Annotated in this window: 15 protein-coding genes; 12 read left to right on the forward strand and 3 right to left on the reverse strand. The window is 60.0% G+C overall.

All coding sequences use genetic code 11. From position 1 onward, the window contains the following. The first annotated feature begins 8 nt into the window (after positions 1–8). The 3 genes from ACDZ94_RS08990 to ACDZ94_RS09000 all read left to right on the forward strand — a co-directional run bounded on the left by ACDZ94_RS08990 (position 9) and on the right by ACDZ94_RS09000 (position 2,061). Positions 9–1,094: a 5-(carboxyamino)imidazole ribonucleotide synthase gene (locus tag ACDZ94_RS08990; protein WP_053258711.1), complete on the forward strand. Its 1,086-nt coding sequence runs from the start codon at positions 9–11 to the stop codon at positions 1,092–1,094. A 107-nt stretch (positions 1,095–1,201) separates the two neighbouring features. Then, complete coding sequence (locus ACDZ94_RS08995; RefSeq protein WP_010168336.1) at positions 1,202–1,447, forward strand: GlsB/YeaQ/YmgE family stress response membrane protein; 246 nt, start codon at positions 1,202–1,204, stop codon at positions 1,445–1,447. A gap of 77 nt (positions 1,448–1,524) precedes the next feature. Further along, positions 1,525–2,061 carry a DUF3299 domain-containing protein gene (locus ACDZ94_RS09000; RefSeq protein WP_050784921.1) on the forward strand — a complete coding sequence of 179 codons (537 nt, stop codon included), beginning with the start codon at positions 1,525–1,527 and terminating at the stop codon, positions 2,059–2,061. A gap of 119 nt (positions 2,062–2,180) precedes the next feature. On the opposite strand, the gene ACDZ94_RS09005 is transcribed toward ACDZ94_RS09000, so the two are convergent. Together ACDZ94_RS09005 and ACDZ94_RS09010 are read right to left on the reverse strand one after the other, a co-directional pair. Next, the gene (locus tag ACDZ94_RS09005) at positions 2,181–3,080 is read right to left on the reverse strand and encodes a D-hexose-6-phosphate mutarotase (protein ID WP_432751360.1); all 900 of its coding nucleotides are present in this window, start codon (positions 3,078–3,080) and stop codon (positions 2,181–2,183) included. A 57-nt stretch (positions 3,081–3,137) separates the two neighbouring features. After that, the gene (locus tag ACDZ94_RS09010; protein WP_003176975.1) at positions 3,138–3,542 is read right to left on the reverse strand and encodes an acyl-CoA thioesterase; all 405 of its coding nucleotides are present in this window, start codon (positions 3,540–3,542) and stop codon (positions 3,138–3,140) included. A 455-nt stretch (positions 3,543–3,997) separates the two neighbouring features. Between ACDZ94_RS09010 and ACDZ94_RS09015 the strand changes: the two genes are divergently transcribed. The 9 genes from ACDZ94_RS09015 (at position 3,998) to ACDZ94_RS09055 (ending at position 14,415) form a co-directional block, all read left to right on the forward strand. Beyond that, positions 3,998–5,287, forward strand: coding sequence for an MFS transporter (locus ACDZ94_RS09015; protein WP_064454766.1), 1,290 nt, complete (start codon positions 3,998–4,000; stop codon positions 5,285–5,287). Between the two features lie 250 nt (positions 5,288–5,537). After that, positions 5,538–6,524: a phosphate ABC transporter substrate-binding protein PstS gene (locus tag ACDZ94_RS09020; RefSeq protein WP_053258707.1), complete on the forward strand. Its 987-nt coding sequence runs from the start codon at positions 5,538–5,540 to the stop codon at positions 6,522–6,524. 484 nt (positions 6,525–7,008) lie between these two features. Then, positions 7,009–9,042, forward strand: coding sequence for an ABC transporter permease subunit (locus tag ACDZ94_RS09025; RefSeq protein ID WP_432751492.1), 2,034 nt, complete (start codon positions 7,009–7,011; stop codon positions 9,040–9,042). Positions 9,043–9,057: 15 nt separating this feature from the next. After that, a complete protein-coding gene (pstA, locus tag ACDZ94_RS09030) occupies positions 9,058–10,728 on the forward strand; it encodes a phosphate ABC transporter permease PstA (protein WP_064454764.1) in 1,671 nt (556 codons plus the stop codon). Positions 10,729–10,821: 93 nt separating this feature from the next. Beyond that, entirely contained in the window at positions 10,822–11,655 is an 834-nt protein-coding gene (gene pstB, locus ACDZ94_RS09035; protein WP_221295917.1) for a phosphate ABC transporter ATP-binding protein PstB, read from the forward strand. 115 nt (positions 11,656–11,770) lie between these two features. After that, on the forward strand, positions 11,771–12,532 hold the full coding sequence (gene phoU / locus ACDZ94_RS09040) for a phosphate signaling complex protein PhoU (RefSeq protein ID WP_053258703.1): 762 nt from the start codon (positions 11,771–11,773) through the stop codon (positions 12,530–12,532). 168 nt (positions 12,533–12,700) lie between these two features. Next, positions 12,701–13,600, forward strand: a complete 900-nt coding sequence (locus tag ACDZ94_RS09045) for a response regulator (RefSeq protein ID WP_432751361.1) — start codon at positions 12,701–12,703, stop codon at positions 13,598–13,600. Positions 13,601–13,787: 187 nt separating this feature from the next. Beyond that, positions 13,788–14,111: a type II toxin-antitoxin system RelE/ParE family toxin gene (locus ACDZ94_RS09050; RefSeq protein ID WP_064454761.1), complete on the forward strand. Its 324-nt coding sequence runs from the start codon at positions 13,788–13,790 to the stop codon at positions 14,109–14,111. A 4-nt stretch (positions 14,112–14,115) separates the two neighbouring features. Beyond that, positions 14,116–14,415 carry a helix-turn-helix domain-containing protein gene (locus ACDZ94_RS09055; RefSeq protein ID WP_064454760.1) on the forward strand — a complete coding sequence of 100 codons (300 nt, stop codon included), beginning with the start codon at positions 14,116–14,118 and terminating at the stop codon, positions 14,413–14,415. Positions 14,416–14,458: 43 nt separating this feature from the next. Here the strand turns inward: ACDZ94_RS09055 and ACDZ94_RS09060 are convergent, their stop codons facing one another. Then, on the reverse strand, positions 14,459–15,799 hold the full coding sequence (locus ACDZ94_RS09060) for a hemolysin family protein (protein WP_053258701.1): 1,341 nt from the start codon (positions 15,797–15,799) through the stop codon (positions 14,459–14,461). Positions 15,800–15,806: the final 7 nt, after the last annotated feature.

Here is a 15,806-nt window from a genome sequence, read left to right on the forward strand (position 1 = left end):
TGTTGACGATGAAGATCGGTGTAATCGGTGGCGGCCAATTGGGCCGTATGCTGGCCTTGGCGGGAACCCCGCTGGGGATGAACTTTGCTTTCCTGGACCCGGCGCCCGACGCTTGCGCGGCGGCACTCGGCGAGCACCTGCGGGCTGACTACAGCGACCCGGATCACCTGCGCCAACTGGCCGACGAAGTCGACCTGGTGACCTTCGAGTTCGAAAGCGTCCCGGCCGAAACCGTGGCCTTCCTCTCGCAGTTCGTACCGGTGTACCCGAGCGCCGAAGCCTTGCGCATCGCGCGTGACCGCTGGTTCGAGAAGAGCATGTTCAAGGATTTGGGCATCCCGACGCCGGCGTTCGCCGACATCCAGTCCCAAGCCGACCTGGACGCCGCCGTTGCCTCCATCGGCCTGCCGGCCGTGCTGAAAACCCGCACCCTGGGTTACGACGGCAAGGGCCAGAAAGTCCTGCGCACGGCTGCCGATGTGGTCGGCACCTTCGCCGAGCTGGGCAGCGTTGCCTGCCTGCTGGAAGGTTTCGTGCCGTTCACCGGTGAAGTCTCCCTGATCGCCGTGCGTGCCCGTGATGGCGAAACCCGCTTCTACCCGTTGGTGCACAACACCCACGACAGCGGCATCCTCAAGCTGTCCGTGGCCAGCACTGACCATCCGTTGCAGGCCCTGGCCGAAGACTATTCCAGCCGTGTGCTCAAGCAGCTGGATTACGTCGGCGTGATGGCGTTCGAGTTCTTTGAAGTCGACGGTGGCCTCAAGGCCAACGAAATCGCCCCGCGCGTGCACAACTCCGGGCACTGGACCACCGAAGGCGCCGAGTGCAGCCAGTTCGAAAACCACCTGCGGGCGGTGGCGGGCTTGCCGTTGGGCTCCACGGCCAAGGTCGGTGAGAGCGCCATGCTCAACTTCATTGGTGTTGTACCGCCGGTGGAAAAAGTTATCGCCATCGACGACTGCCACCTGCATCACTACGGCAAGGCCTTCAAGGCCGGGCGCAAGGTCGGCCACGCCAACCTGCGCTGCAAGGACCGCGCGACCCTGCAAGGGCAGATCCTCAAGGTCGAAGCGCTGATCGCCGAGCAATAACCCGGGGGGCGGCGGGAACCATTGGTTGCCGCCGTCTCTCTGATTGCAGGATGCCAAAGCCTGACTAGGCTTTGGCATGACTCACATTCAATTCAGAGGGAAATGCCATGGGTATCATCGGAACCATTTTTATCGGCCTGATCGTCGGTCTGCTCGCGCGTTTCCTCAAGCCTGGCGACGACAGCATGGGTTGGATCATGACTATCCTGTTGGGTATCGCAGGTTCCCTGGTCGCCACTTATGGCGGTCAGGCCCTGGGCATCTACCAGGCGGGTCAAGGCGCAGGCTTTATCGGTGCGCTGATCGGCGCCATCGTGTTGCTGGTGATTTACGGTCTGCTGCGTAAAAAATAATTAAGCGACAAAGCCCTCTGCGCTGCGCAGGCGCAGAGGGCTAGAATGCTCGTCACTTGTAATTGCCGAGCCTCTCCATGCGCCGCCTTCTTTTGACTCTCCTTTTGTTGGGCTCCGGCCTGGCCCACGCTGGCGAACTGCCAGAAACCGATTGGCTCGACCTGATGCCGCTGTCGGATCAGAAAGCCCTCGAAGCCATGCCCGAGATCGACCACAACTCCCCCGAAGCCCAAGGCACGTTCACCGACAAAGGTGGCTTGAAGCAAAGCAAAGGCTTGCCGGCGGTGATGTATTCGACCAAGACCGTGGCCGCCATGAACGGCAAGAACATCCGTATCGGCGGTTACCCGGTGCCGTTGGAAACCGATGCCAAAGGCCGCAGCACGCTGTTCTTCCTGGTGCCTTATCCGGGCGCCTGCATCCATGTGCCGCCACCGCCGCCTAACCAGTTGGTGCTGGTGCGTTATCCCAAGGGGTTGAAGCTGGATGACATCTACACGCCGCTGTGGGTCACGGGCACGTTGAAGGTGGAGAAGGTGAATAACGATTTGGCGGATGCGGCGTATGCGCTGGATGCGGGGAAAGTGCGGGTGGTGAAGGAATCGGATCTTTAAGCTGACGCAGAACCCAATGTGGGAGCGGGCTTGCTCGCGAATGCAGGGTGTCAGTCACTGCATGTGTGGCTGACACACCGTATTCGCGAGCAAGCCCGCTCCCACATTTTTGATTGGGTTTACAGGGCGAGACTGATGATGCTTACGCCCAAGGTATGGCTTTCACCCGGCGCCAAGCTCACCACATCATCCAGCACATTCGCTGTCTCGATGCACAGCATGCCCTGCCAGCCATCATCGGCCATGTCGTCGAACGCCTTGGCGCGTTCGGTCCAGGGGTTCCAGATCACCGTCGAGTTCGAGCCCTGGCTGGTGAGCTGGATGCGGCGCTGCCAGTCTTTATCGACAATGTTCAACTGCGCCGGGGTATTGAGGTAGATACGGTCGGTCTCGGCCGTGAAGTGCAGCAACCCGGATTGCTGTTTGTTGCTCCAGCCGTCGGCGGTGTCGATATACGCCAGCCCGTCCAGGCCTTCGACCTGTACGTTGCGCACGTCGCTCACGGCGAAATAGGTGTGCAGCGCCTGGCTGAGGGTTACCGTATCGGTGCCCCGGTTGTGGCTGGTCAGCTGGATATGCAGTTGATCGTCCAGCAACAGGCTCAGCTTCAGGTCGACCTGATGGGGCCAGCCGGGGAAACCGCCTGCAGGCACTGGCAATACCAGGTCGACGCGCACTGCATCGCCTTCAATCGTGGTCCCGGCCAATTCCCAGCGTGCAGTCCGTACAAAACCGTGGGCGCCGGCAGGTTGATCGCTCTGGCGCATCGTTTGTACGCTTTGCGGGTTGCGGTCGAACACGCCGAACCACGGCCAGCACACCGGCACGCCGGTACGAATGCCTTTGCCCTGCTTGAACACCGCCTCGGGGTTCGGCCAGATCAACGGCTGCTCGCCCTGACGCTGGTAACTGAAGATATGTGCGCCCTGTTGGGCCACCAGCAGTTCGGCGCCGTTGTGACGGATGCGCCAGCAGTCCAGCTCGTCGATTTTCACGGTTTCAACGTGGGGCGTAGGCATACAGAGCACTCTTTATGGCAGGCAATGGGGCAGTTGACCGTCAAAACCCGGCGAGGTTTAACGTGCGCGTGACGGCACTGAACGCGTGCGGCCGCTGCCATCAATCGCGACGAACACAAACACCGCCTCGGTGACTTTGCGCCATTCGCTGGACAGCGGGTCGTCGCTCCAGACTTCGACCATCATCTGGATCGAACTGCGGCCGATTTCCAGAGCCTGGGTATAGAAGGACAATTGCGCGCCCACCGCCACCGGTACCAGGAACGCCATGCGATCGATGGCCACGGTGGCCACACGCCCGCCCGCTACCTTGCTGGCCATGGCCGTACCGGCCAGGTCCATCTGCGCGACCAGCCAGCCGCCGAAAATATCGCCAAAACCGTTGGTTTCACGCGGGAGGGCGGTGATTTGCAGGGCGAGATCGCCTTGCGGGATAGGATCTTCTTGTTCGAGTTCGATCATGCCGAGGGTGCCTCTGACCCGTGACGCTTCATGGGTATTTCAAGTGGATAGCCGTCTTCCGGAAAAACGTTTCAGCACCAACATACACCGCTCGATACGTTTCTCATAAGGCGTACTAAAGGGAAACTCTGCCAAATCGGCTGGATGGCACCCAACGACGTTTTGGCACAGCAGCCCGTCAAGACAGCGGGTTTGGCGCTTGCACGGGCCGAGTATATCGAGACCCTGGCGCCGAGACGACCTCCCGGCACTCATTTGGTCGGCAAATCGCGGCTGTAATGCGGCTTTTTCCCGCAACTGTGCTTCTGATGGCTAATAAAGCGCAGGAACGGGGAATAACGCGCGCCTTTAAACTGTTATTCGGAGGGCGCTGTGCTTTTTCAAGCGATTTGCTATCTTGCCAGACCCGCCGCAAGTCCCGGGCTTGCCGTCACTACTATAAGAGAAGCCTTGCCATGTCCTCCGTGCCCGCAAGCAGTGCGCAACCGTCGCGCCCGCTCACCCGCAACGACTACAAAACCCTGTCACTGTCTGCCTTGGGCGGGGCGCTGGAATTTTACGACTTCATCATCTTTGTGTTTTTCGCCACCGTGGTCGGAAAACTGTTTTTCCCCGTCGACATGCCGGAATGGCTGCGCATGATGCAGACCTTCGGCATCTTCGCCGCCGGCTACCTGGCGCGGCCGTTGGGCGGCATCATCATGGCGCACTTCGGCGACTTGCTGGGTCGCAAGAAAATGTTCACCTTGAGCATCTTCATGATGGCCGTGCCGACCCTGATCATGGGCCTGCTGCCGACCTATGCGCAGATCGGCCTGTGGGCGCCGCTCCTGCTTCTGTTGATGCGCGTTATCCAGGGCGCGGCGATTGGCGGCGAAGTACCGGGCGCCTGGGTGTTCGTCTCCGAACACGTACCGCCGCGCCATATCGGCTACGCCTGCGGCACCCTGACCAGCGGCCTCACTGCCGGCATCCTGCTCGGCTCGCTGGTGGCCACCGCCATCAACACCCTTTATAGCCCGGAGCAAGTGTCGGATTACGCCTGGCGAATCCCGTTCCTGCTGGGTGGCGTGTTCGGCCTGCTTTCGGTTTACCTGCGCCGCTGGCTGCATGAAACGCCGATCTTCGCCGAAATGCAGCAACGCAAAACCCTGGCTGCCGAACTGCCCTTGCGCGCCGTATTGCGCGACCACCGTGGCGCCATCGTGCTGTCGATGTTGTTGACCTGGTTGCTGTCGGCCGGTGTTGTCGTGGTCATCCTGATGACCCCGACCGTGCTGCAAACCGTCTATCACTTCAGCCCGACCATCGCGCTGCAAGCCAACAGCCTGGCCATCGTTACCCTCAGCCTCGGCTGTGTCGCCTCCGGCGCACTGGCCGACCGCTTTGGCGCCGGCCGCGTACTGGTCATCGGTTGCCTGTTGCTGTTGGCGACGTCGTGGACGCTTTACCACAGCCTGATCGATCACCCGAACTGGCTCTTCCCGCTGTACACCCTGACGGGCCTGTTTGTCGGCGTGATCGGCGTGGTGCCTTACGTGATGGTGAAAGCCTTCCCACCGGTAGTGCGTTTCAGCGGGTTGTCGTTTTCCTACAACGTCGCCTACGCCGTGTTTGGGGGGTTGACGCCGCTGGCGGTGTCGCTGCTGATGAAGGAAAGCCCCATGGGCCCTGCTTACTATGTCGCCGTGTTGTGCGTGATGGGGACGTTGGTCGGTGGGTACCTGTGGAAGCGCGGGCGGTAAGCCGATAGTTGAAGATCGTTCCTACGCAGCTGTGTAGGAACGGTCATAGATTACAGAGTATTTCTGAAACACCGCTTCAAGCGCGTCAACCTCCTCGCAAGCCCCGTATTTATTGATCTTTCCCCTTCCTGTCAGGTTTTTCATAAATGCTGGCCTTTCATCTAATTGTCACATTGCGGACATAGAGTGTTCACACGGCCTACCGATACTTGGCCCCGATCCAACTATCCCTATCTGCTAGGAGCAAGGCATGAAACTGAAGCGTTTGATGGCGGCAATGACTTTTGTCGCTGCTGGCGTTGCGACCGCCCACGCGGTGGCCGCTGGTGTTGACCCGGCAATTCCGGCTTACGCCAAGACCACCGGCGTCTCGGGCAACTTGTCCAGCGTTGGTTCCGACACTCTGGCTAACCTGATGACCCTGTGGGCTGAGTCCTACAAAAAGGAATACCCGAACGTCAACATCCAGATTCAGGCTGCCGGCTCCGCCACTGCACCTCCTGCGCTGACTGAAGGCACCTCCAACCTGGGCCCGATGAGCCGCAAAATGAAGGACACCGAACTGGCGGCCTTCGAGCAGAAGTACGGCTACAAGCCAACCGCTATTCCGGTGGCTGTGGATGCCCTGGCCGTATTCGTGCACAAGGACAACCCGATCCAGCACCTGACCATGGAACAAGTCGACGCGATCTTCTCGTCTACTCGTCTGTGCGGCGCTAAAGCCGACGTGAAAACCTGGGGCGACCTGGGTGTGACCGGCGACCTGGCCAACAAGCCGGTGCAATTGTTCGGTCGTAACTCGGTATCCGGCACCTACGGCTACTTCAAAGAAGAAGCCCTGTGCAAAGGCGACTACAAGCCTAACGTGAACGAACAACCAGGCTCGGCGTCGGTCGTGCAGTCGATCAGCTCCTCGCTGAACGGCATCGGTTACTCGGGCATCGGCTACAAGACTGCAAGCGTGAAGACCGTGGCCCTGGCCAAGAAAGGCAGCACTGACTTCATCGAAGACAGCGAAGAAAACGCCCTGAACGGCAAATACCCGCTGTCGCGTTTCCTCTACGTGTACGTCAACAAAGCCCCGAACAAGCCTCTGGCCCCGCTGGAAGCTGAGTTCGTGAAACTGGTTCTGTCCAAACAGGGCCAGGAAGTGGTCGTCAAAGACGGCTACATCCCACTGCCAGCCAAAGTTGCCGCCAAGGCCCTGGCTGACCTGGGTTTGAAAGAAGGCAACTAAGCCTGCAAGACCTGGTGTAGACGCATGTTTTTCTGTGGGAGCGGGCTTGCCCGTGATGCTGGCGACGCGGTTTAGAGTTGAAACCGTATGACGCCATCGCGGGCAAAACCGCTCCCCCACTCACCGTCTACACCCCTAATTTTTTAGTCCGCTGCCAGCTCTGCTCCGCGGCGGATTTCTTGCGTCACTGCATTGTCATCTTTCTGTCATACAGGATCGCTAGGGTGTGCGCATGAATGATCTGGCCAATTCCACCATGACGACGACTTCTCCCCCCAAGCGCATTGATTTCAATACGCCTGAGCTGCAACGCAAGCGCCGTATTCGCGCGCTGAAAGATCGCCTGACCCGTTGGTACGTGTTAATCGGCGGCCTCGCCGTCCTCGGCGCCATTACCCTGATTTTCTTCTTCCTCGCTTATGTCGTTGCGCCGTTGTTCCAAGGTGCCTCGCTGACCAAGGAAGACGCGCTGACGCCAGCCTGGATCCAGGACGCCGGCAAGCCGTTGATGATCTCCCTCGAAGAACAGAACCAGGTCGCCATGCGGGTTTCCGATAAGGGCCAGGCGCTGTTCTTTAATGTGGACACGGGTGCCGAGCTCAAGCGTGTCGACTTGCCGCTTCCGGCAGGCCCCACTGTTGCCTCTATTGGTGAAGACCAGCCGGGCAGCCCGCTGGTGATCCTCGGTTTGTCGAATGGCCAGTCCCTGGTGTTCCGCCACACCTATAAGGTGTCCTACCCGGACGGCAAGAAAACCATTACGCCTGCGGTTGAATACCCTTACGGCGAAACGCCGATCGTGCTGGATGAAGCCGGTCGCCCGCTGGAACACGTCGCCCTCAATGCCACTGACTCGTCGCTGGTGGTCGCCGGTTCGGCCGGTTCGCACTTGAACGTGCTGGCCCTGAGCCGCGAAGAAAACATGATGACGGGTGAAGTCACCAGCGAGCAGAAGCGCATCGAGCTGCCGCAAATGACCGAGCCGGTGAAGGCGATCTTCATCGACCCACGCCAGCAGTGGCTGTATGTGATCAACGGTCGCGCCCTGGCCGATGTGTTCAGCCTGCGCGACAAGAGCCTCAACGGTCGCTACAAACTGCTCGAGGACGGCAACGCCGAAATCACCGCCAGCACCCAGCTGGTGGGCGGTATCTCGCTGATCGTCGGCAACTCAAAGGGTGGCCTGGCCCAGTGGTTCATGGCGCGCGACCCGGATGGCGAACAGCGCCTGAAGCAGATCCGTACCTTCCAGATGGGCACCGCGCCGATTGTGGAAATCACCGCTGAACAACGTCGCAAAGGCTTCACGGCGCTCGATGCGTCCGGCAAGTTCGGCGTGTTCCACAGCACGGCGCATCGCACCTTGCTGGTGGACCCGGTGGTCGATGGCCAGGGTGTGTTCGGCATGTCGCCACGCGCCAACCGTGTGATCGTCGAAGCCGGTGGCAAGCTGCAACCGCTGCTACTGGACAACCCACACCCGGAAGTGTCCTGGAGCGCGTTGTGGAGCAAGGTCTGGTACGAGAACTACGACGAGCCTAAATACGTCTGGCAATCGACCGCCGCCAACACCGACTTCGAACCCAAGATGAGCCTGGCGCCGCTGACCTTCGGTACGCTCAAAGCCGCGTTCTACGCCATGCTGCTGGCCGCGCCACTGGCCGTCGCCGCGGCGATCTACACCGCTTACTTCATGGCCCCGAGCCTGCGCCGCAAGGTCAAGCCGGTGATCGAATTGATGGAAGCGATGCCGACGGTGATCCTCGGCTTCTTCGCCGGCCTGTTCCTTGCGCCATATGTGGAAGGGCATTTGCCGGGGATTTTCAGCCTGCTGATGCTGCTGCCGATTGGCATTCTGGTCGCTGGTTTTATCTTCAGCCGCCTGCCTGAATCGATCCGCCTGCGTGTGCCCGATGGTTGGGAAAGCGCCATCCTGATTCCGGTGATCCTGTTTGTGGGCTGGCTCTCGCTGTACATGAGCCCGTACCTGGAAACCTGGTTCTTCGGCGGCGACATGCGCATGTGGATTTCCCATGACCTGGGCATCACCTACGACCAGCGCAACGCCCTGGTAGTCGGTTTGGCCATGGGCTTTGCGGTGATCCCGAACATCTACTCCATCGCCGAAGACGCCGTGTTCAGCGTGCCGCGCGGCCTGACCCTGGGTTCCCTGGCCCTGGGCGCCACGCCATGGCAGACCATGACGCGCGTCGTCATCCTGACCGCCAGCCCGGGGATTTTCTCGGCGCTGATGATCGGCATGGGCCGCGCCGTCGGCGAGACCATGATCGTGCTGATGGCCACCGGTAACACTCCGGTGATGGAGATGAACCTGTTCGAAGGCCTGCGCACCCTGGCGGCCAACGTCGCGGTGGAAATGCCTGAGTCGGAAGTCGGTGGTAGTCACTACCGCGTGCTGTTCCTCTCGGCGCTGGTGCTGCTGCTGTTCACTTTCATCATGAACACCCTCGCCGAGCTGATTCGTCAGCGTCTGCGCAAGAAATACTCGTCGCTTTAAGAAAGGTAGAAGTCTGTGAAACAGAACTCCCTGAATGGATGGTTCAAGAGCGGCGCCCCCGGCGTCTGGATCAGCGGTGGCGCGGTGTCCATCGCGGTCATCATGACCATTGGTTTGCTGGCTGTGATTGCGGTGCGCGGTTTGGGCCACTTCTGGCCGGCTGACCTGATCCAGGCCAACTACAACGTGCCGGGCCAGGAAAACCATATCGTCATCGGCGAAGTGGTGCAGAAGGAAGAAGTACCGCGCGAGCGCCTGAAAAGCGCTGGCTTGCCGGTACCGGACCAGGGCCCGGAATTCATGACCCGCGAGCTGATCAAGGTCGGCAACCGTGACTTGAACGGCAACGATTTCACCTGGATCGTCGGCGAGTGGCTCAAGGACCAGACCAAGCCTGCCAACCTGATGACCATCGAGCGGCGTGAGTGGGGCAACTTCTACGGCACGCTGGTCAACGTCAAGCAGGATGGCAAGGTCATCGCCGAAGGCGAAGCCGCGTGGCCGGAGCTGCAAGCCCGCGTCGACCGCGTGAACAAGTTGGCTGCCCAGCTCAAGAGCCTGGAAAAAACCGATATCGGCGCGATCAACGCCGGGTTGGAGCGCATCCGCCTGCACGGTCGCAAGCTTGAGCTGGAAGGTAAGCTCGATGCTACCGCCCAAGCGGACATGGATTCAGGCCGTGCCGAACTGAACAACCGCTACAAGGATGTCGAAGCGCGCCTGGCCGACTTGCACGCCCAGTTCAACCGCGACAGCCTGACCGCTCGCGACGCCAACGGCAAAGAAGTGGAAATCGGCATCGGCAAAGTGGTGCATGCCTACCAGCCGAACGCCATGGGCACGCTGACCAAGGTCGGCTTCTACTTCAGCAAGGTCTGGGAATTCCTCAGCGATGACCCACGGGAAGCCAACACCGAAGGCGGGATCTTCCCGGCGATTTTCGGCACCGTGATGATGACCCTGATCATGGCGATGATCGTGACCCCGTTCGGCGTGCTGGCAGCGGTGTACCTGCGTGAATACGCCAAGCAGAACACCCTGACCCGGATTATCCGTATCGCCGTGAACAACTTGGCCGGCGTACCGGCCATCGTCTACGGCGTGTTCGGCCTGGGCTTCTTCGTGTATGTGCTCGGCGGCTCGGTCGACCGTTTGTTCTTCGCCGAAGCCCTGCCGGCACCGACCTTCGGCACGCCTGGCCTGTTGTGGGCCTCGCTGACCCTGGCGTTGCTCGCGGTGCCAGTGGTGATCGTCGCGACCGAAGAAGGCCTGGCGCGGATTCCTCGCACGGTGCGTGAAGGTTCGTTGGCGCTTGGCGCGACCAAGGCGGAAACGCTGTGGAAGATCGTGCTGCCAATGGCCAGCCCGGCGATGATGACCGGCATGATCCTCGCCGTGGCCCGCGCCGCCGGTGAAGTGGCACCGCTGATGCTGGTAGGTGTGGTGAAACTGGCGCCATCGCTGCCGCTGGATGGCAACTACCCGTACCTGCACCTAGACCAGAAAATCATGCACCTGGGCTTCCATATTTATGACGTCGGCTTCCAGAGCCCCAACGTCGAAGCCGCACGACCGCTGGTGTACGCCACCGCCTTGCTGCTGGTGCTGGTGATCGCCACGCTCAACCTGTCGGCGGTGTGGATTCGTAACCACCTGCGCGAAAAATACAAAGCGCTGGACAGCTAAAGCTATTAGCCACAAGCGGCAAGCTACAAGCCGCTTTTGCTCAAATCTTGCAGCTTGCAGCTAGAAGCTGGCAGCTACGAACGGAGTGAGACCATGCAACATGAAACCCACACCCACGGCATCAACATGTCGGCCCTGGGTCGCGACAAGCAGAGCCTGAGCCTGGCCCAGGAAACCGTGGCCATCGAAGTGCCAGGCCTGAGCCTGTACTACGGTGAAAAGCAGGCCCTGTTCGATGTCAGCATGAACATTCCCAAGCAGCGCGTGACCGCCTTTATCGGCCCGTCCGGCTGCGGCAAGTCCACGCTGCTGCGCACCTTCAACCGCATGAACGACCTGGTGGACGGTTGCCGCGTAGATGGTGCAATCAACCTCTACGGCAGCAACATCTACCGCAAGGGCGAGGACGTGGCCGAGCTGCGTCGCCGTGTGGGCATGGTGTTCCAGAAGCCGAACCCGTTCCCCAAGACCATCTACGAAAACGTGGTCTACGGCCTGCGCATCCAGGGCATCAACAAAAAACGCATCCTCGACGAAGCGGTGGAGTGGGCCCTGAAAGGCGCGGCACTGTGGGAAGAGGTCAAAGACCGCCTGCACGATTCGGCACTCGGCCTGTCCGGCGGCCAGCAGCAGCGTCTGGTGATCGCCCGTACCATCGCCGTGGAACCGGAAGTCTTGCTGCTCGACGAACCGTGCTCGGCACTTGACCCGATCTCGACGCTGAAAGTCGAAGAACTGATCTACGAGCTCAAGTCCAAGTTCACCATCGTCATCGTGACCCACAACATGCAACAGGCGGCGCGGGTTTCCGACTACACCGCGTTCATGTACATGGGCAAACTGGTGGAATTCGGCGACACCGATACCCTGTTCACCAATCCGGCGAAGAAGCAGACCGAAGACTACATCACCGGTCGTTATGGCTAGTTGGAGCAGCTGCGAGCCGCACGCTTCAAGCGGCAAGTAAAAGCAGTTCAATGCAACGACACATATCAACTTGCAGCTTGTAGCTTGCGGCATACAGCTTTTGTGGAGCAAAACCATGATTTCGAAGGAAGGCTTAACCCATCACATCTCCGCGCAGTTCAACGCCGAACTTGAGGAAGTGCGCAGCCACCTCCTGGCGATGGGCGGGCTGGTGGAGAAGCAAGTCAACGATGCCGTCACTGCGCTGATCGAGGCCGACTCTGGTCTGGCCCAGCAAGTGCGCGAGATCGATGACCAGATCAATCAGATGGAACGCAATATCGACGAAGAATGCCTGCGCATTCTGGCGCGTCGCCAACCGGCGGCGTCTGACCTGCGTTTGATCATCAGCATCTCCAAGTCGGTAATCGACCTGGAGCGCATTGGCGACGAAGCGACCAAAATCGCCCGCCGTGCCATTCAGCTGTGCGAAGAAGGCGAAGCACCGCGCGGTTATGTGGAAGTGCGCCATATCGGTGACCAGGTACGCAACATGGTGCGCGACGCCCTCGACGCGTTTGCCCGTTTCGACGCCGAGTTGGCGTTGTCGGTGGCGCAGTACGACAAGACCATCGACCGCGAATACAAGACCGCACTGCGTGAGCTGGCCACCTACATGATGGAAGACCCGCGCTCTATCTCGCGGGTCTTGAACATTATTTGGGTGCTGCGCTCCCTGGAGCGTATCGGCGACCACGCGCGCAATATCTCGGAACTGGTGATTTACCTGGTGCGCGGTACCGACGTACGGCACATGGGGCTCAAGCGTATGAAGGCCGAAGTTGAAGGCACCGCTGATCAAATCCCTAATGTTCCGGGCGAATCTGACGATAAGTAAGGTTGCCCGAGAAATTAACGCCCGGCCTTTGGTCGGGCGTTTTCGTTTGAGGTATCTGAATATTTTGCGCAGCAGGAGCAATATAGTCCTTCTGCGACCAGCGAGTTTTGGCAAAATGCCATCAGTCAGGCGTTTTGCGTGCCGAAGTTTTTATAGGATGAAGGGTCGATGAGTAAAGTCAGTGTGTTGGTGGTGGATGACGCCTCGTTTATCCGCGACCTGGTGAAGAAGTGCCTGCGCAACTACTTCCCTGGGATCAAGATTGAAGACGCGGTGAACGGCAAAAAGGCGCAAACCATCCTGATGCGCGAGACCTTCGACCTGGTGCTGTGCGACTGGGAAATGCCCGAGATGTCCGGTCTTGAATTGCTGACCTGGTGCCGTGAGCAAGCCCATCTGAAGGCCATGCCCTTCGTGATGGTGACCAGCCGTGGCGACAAGGAAAACGTAGTCCAGGCGATCCAGGCCGGGGTTTCCGGCTATGTCAGCAAGCCGTTCACCAACGAACAGTTGCTGAGCAAGGTCAAACAGGCCCTGCACAAAGTCGGCCGCCTTGACGCGCTGGTCGCCAGCGCGCCGACCAAGATGAACTCGGCCTTCGGCAACGATTCCCTGAGCGCCTTGACTGGCGGCAGGCCTGAAGCCGTCAAAGCTGCCCCTGTGGCAGCGCCGAGCAACGGCCTGCTTAACAGCCAGCCTGTGCAGGCGGCTCCGGCTGCTTCGCCGGCTGGTGGGCGCGGTCAGGGCCAACTGCGCCTGTCCAGCGGCACCCAGCAATGCGTGATCAAGGCGCTGAGCATCAAGGAAGCACTGCTGGTGGTGCGTCGTGGCGAAGTCCTGCCTCAGGTGCTGGAAAGCGCGGTGCTGGACCTTGAGCAAGGCGACAACGCGGAAGTCGCACGCCTCAACGGCTACCTGCACGCGATCGTCGCCTATGAGCCGAGGCCCGACAGCGAGTGGCTGCAACTGACCTTCCGGTTTATCGACCAGGATGCGCAGAAGCTCGACTACATCTCCCGCCTGATCGCGCGCGGCACGGCGCAGAAGCACTTTGTGCCGGGTGCGTGATCGCCTGAATAACGGGAATCGACCGACTGTCTGATTCCCGTCAGGTGACTTGATTTATATCTGTTTCGATATAGTCTTTCGATAGCGCATCAGTGCGATCGCGCTTTTGCTATGCCTTGAAACAAAGCTGCACCGCCTTCGCCTGAGTCGTCTATTACGCTTTTTCTTTCCAGGAAAGGAGAAGCCAATGCCAAGGCACAAGGACGTGGTGTTTCTAGGTAGCTCGCTCAAGGATCTCAAGGAGTTTCCTCTCGACGCCCGAAGGGCAGCCGGTTTTCAGTTGGATCTTTTGCAACAGGGTGAACAGCCTTTTGATTGCAAGCCGATGAAAACTATCGGGAGGGGCGTCAGCGAGATTCGGATCACGGAGGAATCGGGAGCGTTTCGAGTGTTCTATGTGGTCAATCGGCCGGAAGCTGTCTATGTGCTGCACGCGCTGCGCAAGACCACACAGAAAACCGAAGGGCGGGATATCGAACTGGCTCGTGCCAGATTGCAGGAGTTAGGTTAAGCCTATGACAGACTCAAAAATTCAAACCGAACGTTTCAGTAGCGTCTGGGATGCGTTGGAGGATACTCCGCAGCAAGCCGCCAACATGCGGCTGCGCTCAAAGTTGCTGCTGGAACTGTGCAACACCATTCGCAGTTGGGAGTTGTCGCAGAAAGCGGCCGCCGAGCGGCTCAATATCAGTCAGCCTCGGCTCAATAACATCCTGAATGGCAAGATCGATAAGTTCTCACTGGACGCGCTGGTCAATTTGTCTGCCGCAGCGCATTTGGAGGTCGACATCTGCTTCTCCCCGTTGCCGGCATAATCAACGGCGCAGGAGCGAGTTGCTCGCTCCTGCGTTGAACTGATCAATCGAGCAACAGCACCTTGGCCAACACGATCTTCGGCCCTTTCATCTTCTTGATGATGATGCGCAAGCCTTCAACCTCCAGCACTTCTTCCTCTTCCGGCACCCGCTTGAGGGTGTCGTAGATCAAACCGGCCAGGGTTTCGGCTTCGATGTGGTCCAGGTCGACGCCCAGCAGGCGCTCCACCTTGAACAGCGGCGTGTCGCCACGCACCAGCAGTTTGCCCGGCTGGTAGGCGAGGATGCCGCGCTCGGCCTTGCGGTGTTCGTCCTGGATATCGCCGACCAGCACTTCCAGCACGTCTTCCATGGTCAGGTAGCCGATGATCTTGCCGTCGGCTTCTTCCACCAGGGCGAAGTGCGCGCCGCCTTTGCGGAACTGCTCCAGCAGCTGCGACAACGGCATGTGCCGCGACACGCGCTCCAGCGGGCGGGTCAGCTCGGCCAGGTTGAACGATTCGGGGATGTGGTCCAGGGCCGCCAGTTCCAGCAGCAGGTCCTTGATGTGCAGCAGGCCGACGAACTCATTGCGCACCGCGTCGTACACCGGGTAGCGGCTGAATTTGTGGCGGCGGAACAGCGCCAGGATTTCCTTGAGCGGGGCGTTGAAGTCCAGGGTCACCAGGTCTTCCCGGGAGTTGGCCCAGTCCACCACTTCCAGCTCGCCCATTTCCACCGCAGAGGCCAGCACGCGCATGCCTTGGTCGCTCGGGTCCTGGCCACGGCTGGAGTGCAGGATCAGCTTGAGTTCTTCGCGGCTGTAATGGTGCTCATGGTGTGGGCCGGGCTCGCCTTGGCCGGCGATACGCAAGATGGCGTTGGCGCTGGCGTTGAGCAGGTAGATCGCCGGGTACATCGCCCAGTAGAACAGGTACAACGGCACTGCCGTCCACAGCGACAGCAGCTCGGGTTTGCGAATCGCCCAGGATTTGGGTGCCAACTCACCGACCACGATGTGCAGATAGGAAATCACGAAGAAGGCGGCAAAGAACGAAACGCCCTTGATCACCTCAGGCGATTGCACGCCCACGGCGCCCAGCAACGGCTCGAGGATGTGCGCAAAGGCCGGCTCACCGACCCAGCCCAGGCCCAGGGAGGCGAGGGTGATACCCAGCTGGCAGGCCGACAGGTAGGCGTCGAGCTGGCTGTGCACGGTGCGCAGGATCTGTCCGCGCCAGCCGTTTTTATGGGCGATGGCCTCGACCCGGGTGGCGCGCAATTTGACCATGGCAAACTCCGCCGCAACGAAAAAACCGTTGAGCAGTACCAGGATCAGTGCAAAAAGAATCATGCCGAAGTCGGCGAAGAGTGTGGCGAGGGTGATACCAGGGGAAGGGTCCATGATGGGG

This window comes from Pseudomonas sp. UBT (assembly GCF_050915955.1).
In the GTDB taxonomy this organism is placed as follows: Bacteria; Pseudomonadota; Gammaproteobacteria; order Pseudomonadales; family Pseudomonadaceae; genus Aquipseudomonas; species Aquipseudomonas antarctica_A.

Excerpts from the sequence above, each read along its gene's own strand:
- ACDZ94_RS09045 (WP_432751361.1), top strand. The coding sequence starts at position 12,701 with ATGAGTAAAGTCAGTGTGTTGGTGGTGGATGACGCCTCGTTTATCCGC.
- ACDZ94_RS09015 (WP_064454766.1), top strand. The coding sequence starts at position 3,998 with ATGTCCTCCGTGCCCGCAAGCAGTGCGCAACCGTCGCGCCCGCTCACC.
- ACDZ94_RS09060 (WP_053258701.1), bottom strand. The coding sequence starts at position 15,799 with ATGGACCCTTCCCCTGGTATCACCCTCGCCACACTCTTCGCCGACTTC.
- phoU (WP_053258703.1), top strand. The coding sequence starts at position 11,771 with ATGATTTCGAAGGAAGGCTTAACCCATCACATCTCCGCGCAGTTCAAC.
- ACDZ94_RS08990 (WP_053258711.1), top strand. The coding sequence starts at position 9 with ATGAAGATCGGTGTAATCGGTGGCGGCCAATTGGGCCGTATGCTGGCC.
- ACDZ94_RS09000 (WP_050784921.1), top strand. The coding sequence starts at position 1,525 with ATGCGCCGCCTTCTTTTGACTCTCCTTTTGTTGGGCTCCGGCCTGGCC.
- ACDZ94_RS09005 (WP_432751360.1), bottom strand. The coding sequence starts at position 3,080 with ATGCCTACGCCCCACGTTGAAACCGTGAAAATCGACGAGCTGGACTGC.
- ACDZ94_RS09050 (WP_064454761.1), top strand. The coding sequence starts at position 13,788 with ATGCCAAGGCACAAGGACGTGGTGTTTCTAGGTAGCTCGCTCAAGGAT.
- ACDZ94_RS08995 (WP_010168336.1), top strand. The coding sequence starts at position 1,202 with ATGGGTATCATCGGAACCATTTTTATCGGCCTGATCGTCGGTCTGCTC.
- ACDZ94_RS09020 (WP_053258707.1), top strand. The coding sequence starts at position 5,538 with ATGAAACTGAAGCGTTTGATGGCGGCAATGACTTTTGTCGCTGCTGGC.
- pstB (WP_221295917.1), top strand. The coding sequence starts at position 10,822 with ATGCAACATGAAACCCACACCCACGGCATCAACATGTCGGCCCTGGGT.
- ACDZ94_RS09055 (WP_064454760.1), top strand. The coding sequence starts at position 14,116 with ATGACAGACTCAAAAATTCAAACCGAACGTTTCAGTAGCGTCTGGGAT.
- ACDZ94_RS09010 (WP_003176975.1), bottom strand. The coding sequence starts at position 3,542 with ATGATCGAACTCGAACAAGAAGATCCTATCCCGCAAGGCGATCTCGCC.